This window comes from Schnuerera sp. (assembly GCF_035459645.1).
Classification (GTDB): domain Bacteria; phylum Bacillota; class Clostridia; order Tissierellales; family Tepidimicrobiaceae; genus Schnuerera.
This window is the reverse complement of the sequence record NZ_DATHXO010000163.1, coordinates 1-6,947: the sequence shown is the minus strand read 5'-3', so window position 1 is coordinate 6,947 and position 6,947 is coordinate 1. Positions and strand designations below refer to the sequence as shown.

Sequence of the window (6,947 nt, the reverse complement as noted above, 5' to 3'; positions counted from 1 at the left end):
CCAAATCTACTATTTAACACCATTGTTATTGCTGCTGTTAATGTTGTTTTACCATGGTCTACGTGACCTATTGTTCCTATGTTTACGTGAGGTTTAGTCCTTTCAAATTTTGCTTTTCCCATTATCTATTCCTCCTTAAATAATTGTTAATTATGACCTAAAATTTTTTCTGCAATGCTACTTGGCACTGGTTCATAGTGATCAAATTGCATTGAATAAACTGCTCTACCTTGAGTGTTAGAACGAAGATCTGTTGCATAACCAAACATTTCAGATAGTGGAACATATCCTCTTACTACCTGAACACCACTTCTTGGTTCCATGCCTTCTATTCTACCTCGTCTTGAATTTATATCTCCTATTACATCACCCATATATTCTTCTGGCATAATAACCTCTACCTTCATTATTGGTTCTAATAATACCGGTTTTGCTTTTTCCATAGCTTCTTTAAAAGCCATAGAACCAGCAATTTTAAATGCCATCTCCGAAGAGTCAACCTCATGATATGACCCATCAAAAAGAGTTACTTTAATATCTACTACAGGATAGCCTCCAATTATACCTGATTGCATAGCTTCTTGAATTCCATTGTCTACAGAGGATATATACTCTTTCGGTATAACTCCCCCTACTATTTTATTAACAAATTCATAGCCTGCACCTGGTTCCTGTGGCTCTATTTTTATCTTAACATGACCATATTGACCACGACCACCAGATTGTCTTACATATCTAGTATCTGTTTCAGCAGCTACTGAAATAGATTCCTTGTAAGCTACTTGAGGATTACCTACATTGGCTTCTACTTTAAATTCTCTTAAAAGTCTATCAACGATTATTTCTAAATGTAGTTCACCCATTCCAGCGATTATAATCTGGCCTGTTTCCTCATTAGTAAATGTTTTAAATGTAGGATCTTCTTCTGCAAGTTTTGCTAAAGCTACACTCATCTTTTCTTGACTAGCCTTTGTTTTTGGTTCAATAGCTACTTCTATAACAGGTTCTGGAAACTCCATAGTCTCTAATATGATTTGATTATCTATGTCACATAATGTATCCCCTGTAGAAGTATCTTTTAATCCAACTGCCGCAGCAATATCTCCTGCATAAACTTCTTTTACTTCTTCTCTTTTGTTAGCATGCATCAAAAGAATCCTACCTATTCTTTCCCTTTTGCCTTTAATAGGGTTATATACATAAGACCCTGCTTCAAGCGTACCAGAATATACCCTAAAATATGCTAATTTCCCAACATAAGGATCTGTTACTATTTTAAATGCTAATGCAGAAAATGGCTCGTCATCAGAAGAACGTCTTTCTTCAGTTTCATCTGAATCTACTGCTAATCCCTTTATTGGAGGTATATCTAATGGTGAAGGTAAATAATCTACTATGGCATCTAATAAAGGTTGAACACCTTTATTTTTATAAGATGAACCACATAAAACTGGAGTTATTTCCACCTTGACCGTAGCAGTTCTTATTGCATCTACAATCTCTTCAGGAGTTATCTCTTCTCCTTCAAGATATTTAATCATTAACTCCTCATCATATTCAGCTATCTTTTCCAATAAGTTTTCCCTGTACTCTTCTGCCAAATCTTTTAAATCTTCTGGTATATCTACTACTTCTATATCTTCTCCAAGATCATCATTATAGATTCTGGCATTCATATTCACTAAGTCTACGACTCCAGTAAAATGGTCTTCTTTTCCAATGGGTAACTGAATGGGGACTGGATTGGCTTTTAATCTATCCTTAATCATATCTATTACTCTAAAATAATCTGCTCCAACAATATCCATCTTGTTGACGAAAGCCATTCGGGGAACGTGATATTTATCCGCCTGTCTCCAAACTGTTTCTGATTGAGGTTCTACTCCTCCTTTAGCACAAAATACTGCCACTGCACCATCTAAGATTCTAAGGGATCTTTCAACTTCTACAGTAAAATCCACGTGGCCTGGCGTATCTATAACATTAACCCTATGACCCCTCCAATGGCATGTAGTAGCTGCTGATGTTATTGTTATTCCTCTTTCCTGCTCTTGTTCCATCCAATCCATTTGGGCAGCACCTTCGTGGGTTTCTCCTACTTTATGAATTTTTCCAGTATAAAACAATATCCTCTCTGTGGTAGTTGTTTTTCCTGCATCTATATGGGCCATTATTCCTATGTTTCGTGTTTTCTCTAATGGAAATTCTCTGGACACAATACTTCCTCCTTCCTGATTCTATGTCCCCCTCCACACGTTTATTATTAACAGACTACCATCCGTAATCTACCATCTATAATGTGCGAATGCTTTGTTTGCTTCTGCCATCTTGTGAGTTTCTTCTCTTTTCTTAACACTTGCGCCTGTATTGTTAGCTGCATCCATTATCTCCTTAGCTAATCTCTCTACCATGGTTTTTTCACCTCTTGCTCTTGAATAACGAACAAGCCAACGCAAGCCTAAAGTTTCTCTTCTTTCTGGCCTTACTTCAACTGGGACTTGGTATGTTGCTCCACCAATACGTCTAGCTTTAACTTCTAATACGGGCATTATATTATTCATGCCTTTATAAAATACTTCTAAAGGTTCCTCACCAGTTTTTTCTGATATATAATCAAATGCACCATATACAATGCCTTGTGCAATTCCTTTTTTTCCATCAAGCATAATACTGTTAATAAGCTTTGTAACCACTACGTCATTGTATATCGGATCTGGTGAAACCTCTCTTTTAGCCACATATCCTTTTCTTGGCACTTTGCTTCCCTCCTTAACCATATAAAGTAAATTCATTGGTACTCGACAGATTTATTCTGCCGTTGTGCGCCTAATGCATCTATATATAAATGGAATAATTCCATGCATCGTCAGCACAATTACTATTTCTTAGGCCTTTTGACCCCATATTTGGATCTAGATTGCATCCTTCCCTCTACTCCTGCTGTATCTAAGGTACCTCTAACTATATGGTATCTGACACCTGGAAGGTCTTTAATTCTTCCACCTCTTATCAATACAACACTATGTTCTTGTAAATTATGTCCAATACCAGGAATATAAGCAGCAACTTCTACTCCATTTGTAAGTCTAACTCTAGCAACTTTTCTAAGGGCTGAGTTAGGCTTCTTTGGTGTAACAGTTCTAACCGCTGTACAAACTCCTCTTTTTTGTGGAGAATGGACTGTATTAGCTTCCTTTTTTAGTGAGTTAAAGTTAATACCTAGTGCTGGGGATTTGGATTTGTATTCAACCTTTTTCCTTCCTTTCCTAATCAATTGATTAATTGTTGGCATTATTGCACCTCCTTCTATATATAAATATTATTTTAGTAATGCAGCACTGGCTGCACTAACATCTATTTTACATGTTTCTCCCAATTTCTTCATAGTTTCTACATAAACTACTGGAATTTGTTTTTCATCACAAGCCATGGTAATTTCATTTGTTACTCTTTTATCTGCATCTTTTGCTATATATACTGTTTTTACTTCTCCACTCATCAATGCTCTCTTTACCTCTTTAGTTCCAACTATTTTCTTGTCTGTGTTAAGCTTAGATACCATAAAGTTTCTTCCCCCTTCTAAACATTTTAAAGATTATGTGGACAAAACGCCCACATAATCTACATGTCATCAAAAGAGTTTACTTGAAATTTTCACACTTATATATTCTATCATCAGTTATTTTCAGTGTCAACAATATTTTCTTCTAAGTCTATTATTTCTTCTTCCTCTTCATATACTACATCTATATTTTTATATCTTCTCATACCTGTTCCTGCAGGAATTAGCTTACCAATTATAACATTTTCTTTTAACCCTATAAGGTGATCTTCTTTTCCTTTAATAGCTGCTTCTGTTAATACTCTAGTGGTTTCCTGGAAACTAGCAGCAGAAAGGAAAGATTCAGTAGCTAATGAAGCTTTAGTTATTCCAAGAAGAGTTCTTCTACCTACCGCAGGTTCATTTCCATTTTCTATTGCTTCTTTATTTATATCTTCAAAATCATGGATGCTTACTAAGCTCCCTGGTAATAGTTCTGTATCTCCCGAATCCTCTACTTTAACCTTGCCTAACATTTGTCTAACTATTATTTCAATATGTTTATCCGCTATATCTACTCCTTGGAGCCTATATACCCTTTGTACTTCTTTTACTAAATAATTTTGTACTCCATGAATTCCTTTTATCTTTAATATATCATGAGGGTTCACTGAACCTTCAGTAATTTCATCTCCTGCTTCAATAAAGTCGCCATCCCTTACCTTTAATCTAGAACCATAATTTATATTATAGGACTTTCTATTTCCATCTTTAGATGTGACTACTACTTCTTTTTTCTTCTTGGTTTCGTTTATGGCTATTTCTCCTGAAATTTCCGAAATAATAGCAAGACCTTTAGGTTTTCTTGCTTCAAATAACTCTTCTACCCTTGGCAAACCTTGAGTTATATCAGCACCAGCTACTCCACCTGTATGGAATGTACGCATCGTAAGTTGAGTTCCTGGTTCACCAATAGACTGGGCAGCTATAGTCCCGACAGCCTCTCCTACATTTACTGGGTCTCCAGTAGCTAGATTCCTTCCGTAACAATGAGCGCATACTCCATGACGTGTTTTACAACCTAGAACAGACCTAACTTTTACTTCCTCTATTCCTGCATCTTGTATGTTTTCTGCTATATCCTCTGTAATCATATGGTCTTTCTCTACTATTATTTCCTTTGTTTTAGGATCTAGTATATTTTCTACAGTATATCTTCCTACTATTCTATCTTTTAGCTCTTCAATTACTTCTCTACCATCCTTAAATGCTTTTGCAACTAAGTATTGATCCGTACCGCATTCCTCTTCTCTCACTATTACATCTTGACTAACATCTACCAGTCTTCTAGTTAAGTAACCAGAGTCAGCAGTTCTCAGAGCTGTATCCGCTAATCCTTTTCTTGAACCATGAGTGGATATGAAAAATTCTAAAACATCTAGCCCTTCCCTAAAATTAGACTTTATAGGAATTTCTATAGTCTTACCAGAAGCACTTGCCATTAAACCTCTCATACCAGCTAACTGTCTAATCTGGTTCTTACTACCTCTTGCTCCTGAATGAGCCATTATATATATATTGTTCATATGATCTAATTTATCCATTAATGCTTCTGTAATATCTTCTGTAGTCCTATTCCATATTTCAATTACTTTTTCATATCTTTCTTCGTCTGAAATCAATCCTCGTCTATAAGACTTTTCAAATTTATCAACTTCTTCTTCCGATTTTCCTAACAATTCCATTTTCTTTTCAGGTACTATAATATCTCCCATACTTATACTTATGGCGCCTTTTGTTGAATAATGAAAACCCAGCTCCTTAATTCGATCTAATACAGATGCTGTTACAGTGTTTCCATGTTTTCTATAACATCTTTCGATTATATTTCCTAAGGTTTTTTTATCTACTAATATATCAATTTCCAAAGAATATTTGTCTTTTTTTCTATCTACAAAGCCTAAATTTTGTGGTATACTGTCGTTAAATATGAACCTTCCTACTGTACTTTCTACAAGTACACCTCTATCATTTTCATCTATTTTCTTCCTTACCTTTACTTTTGCATGTATGCCTACATCACCATTATAATAAGCCTGCAACATCTCATCATAATCTTTGAAAATTTTCCCTTCCCCTTTTTCTCCTGGATTATCAAGAGTTAAATAATAACTACCTAATACCATGTCTTGAGTTGGGGTTGTTATTGGCTTTCCATCCTTGGGTGCCAATATATTGTTAACAGATAACATTAAAAGCCTTGCCTCTGCTTGAGCTTCAGTAGATAATGGAACGTGTACAGCCATTTGATCCCCATCAAAATCCGCATTATAAGCGGTACAAACAAGAGGATGTAGTTTTATCGCTTTCCCTTCTACCAATACAGGTTCAAATGCTTGAATTCCTAATCTATGAAGAGTAGGTGCTCTGTTAAGTAATACAGGATGATCCTTGATTACTTCGTCTAATACATCCCATACAACTGATTTCATTCTTTCTACCATCCGCTTAGCAGATTTAATGTTATGAGCATATCCTTCTTGAACTAATTTTTTCATTACAAAAGGTTTAAACAACTCTAATGCCATTTTCTTTGGTAATCCACATTGATAAAATTTCAATTCTGGTCCAACTACTATTACTGAACGGCCAGAATAGTCTACCCGTTTACCTAATAAGTTTTGTCTAAACCTACCTTGTTTTCCTTTTAGCATATCAGATAACGATTTTAAAGGTCTATTTCCTGGCCCAGTAACCGGTCTACCTCTACGTCCATTATCAATTAACGCATCTACTGCTTCTTGTAGCATCCTTTTTTCATTTCTAACTATTATATCTGGTGCTCCTAAATCTAATAACCTTTTTAATCGATTGTTTCTATTAATAACCCTTCTATACAGGTCATTTAAATCCGATGTTGCAAACCTACCCCCATCTAATTGAACCATAGGTCTTAAATCTGGTGGGATAACAGGAATTACATCTAATATCATCCACTCTGGTCTATTACCAGAAGCCCTAAAAGCTTCCACTACCTCAAGCCTTCCGCAGCCCTGAAATCCGGAAAAGCAAATAACTGATCTGCTTTGGGAACCACCACCAGGCCAACATTTTCGAAATCCAGTCCCTTTGCAATCATCTGGGTACCGACTAATATTTGCGTATCATTATTGGCAAATCGGGTCAGAATTTTCTCCAGACGGGTCCTTCCTGATGCCGTATCGTAATCCATCCGGTCAATCCGCACTCCCGGGAGCAATACCCCCAGTTGTTCCTCCAGTTTTTCAGTCCCCATTCCATACAAATGCATATCCCACGAATTACAGGAGGGGCACTCCCGCGGTTTGGGTTTTTCCTTCCGGCAATAATGGCATTGCAGTTTGTCCGAAAACTTATGGTAGGTCAT

Annotated in this window: 7 protein-coding genes; all 7 read right to left on the bottom strand. The window is 36.2% G+C overall.

Annotated features, from left to right (window positions below; genetic code table 11):
• A partial coding sequence (locus VK998_RS03995) for a GTP-binding protein (protein WP_325225739.1) occupies positions 1 to 122 on the bottom strand: 122 nt, incomplete at its 3' end.
• A 24-nt stretch (positions 123 to 146) separates the two neighbouring features.
• Complete coding sequence (gene fusA / locus VK998_RS03990) at positions 147 to 2,216, bottom strand: elongation factor G (protein ID WP_325225736.1); 2,070 nt, start codon at positions 2,214 to 2,216, stop codon at positions 147 to 149.
• A 69-nt stretch (positions 2,217 to 2,285) separates the two neighbouring features.
• The gene (gene rpsG / locus VK998_RS03985; protein ID WP_325225735.1) at positions 2,286 to 2,756 is read right to left on the bottom strand and encodes a 30S ribosomal protein S7; all 471 of its coding nucleotides are present in this window, start codon (positions 2,754 to 2,756) and stop codon (positions 2,286 to 2,288) included.
• Between the two features lie 122 nt (positions 2,757 to 2,878).
• The gene (gene rpsL, locus VK998_RS03980) at positions 2,879 to 3,292 is read right to left on the bottom strand and encodes a 30S ribosomal protein S12 (RefSeq protein WP_325225733.1); all 414 of its coding nucleotides are present in this window, start codon (positions 3,290 to 3,292) and stop codon (positions 2,879 to 2,881) included.
• 27 nt (positions 3,293 to 3,319) lie between these two features.
• Complete coding sequence (locus tag VK998_RS03975) at positions 3,320 to 3,562, bottom strand: ribosomal L7Ae/L30e/S12e/Gadd45 family protein (RefSeq protein WP_325225730.1); 243 nt, start codon at positions 3,560 to 3,562, stop codon at positions 3,320 to 3,322.
• 113 nt (positions 3,563 to 3,675) lie between these two features.
• Complete coding sequence (rpoC, locus tag VK998_RS03970) at positions 3,676 to 6,573, bottom strand: DNA-directed RNA polymerase subunit beta' (protein ID WP_414713554.1); 2,898 nt, start codon at positions 6,571 to 6,573, stop codon at positions 3,676 to 3,678.
• On the bottom strand, positions 6,573 to 6,947 hold a 375-nt coding region (locus tag VK998_RS03965; protein WP_325225729.1), incomplete at its 5' end, for a helicase-related protein. The genes rpoC and VK998_RS03965, both read right to left, overlap by 1 nt.

Excerpts from the sequence above, each read along its gene's own strand:
- rpsL (WP_325225733.1), bottom strand. The coding sequence starts at position 3,292 with ATGCCAACAATTAATCAATTGATTAGGAAAGGAAGGAAAAAGGTTGAA.
- VK998_RS03975 (WP_325225730.1), bottom strand. The coding sequence starts at position 3,562 with ATGGTATCTAAGCTTAACACAGACAAGAAAATAGTTGGAACTAAAGAG.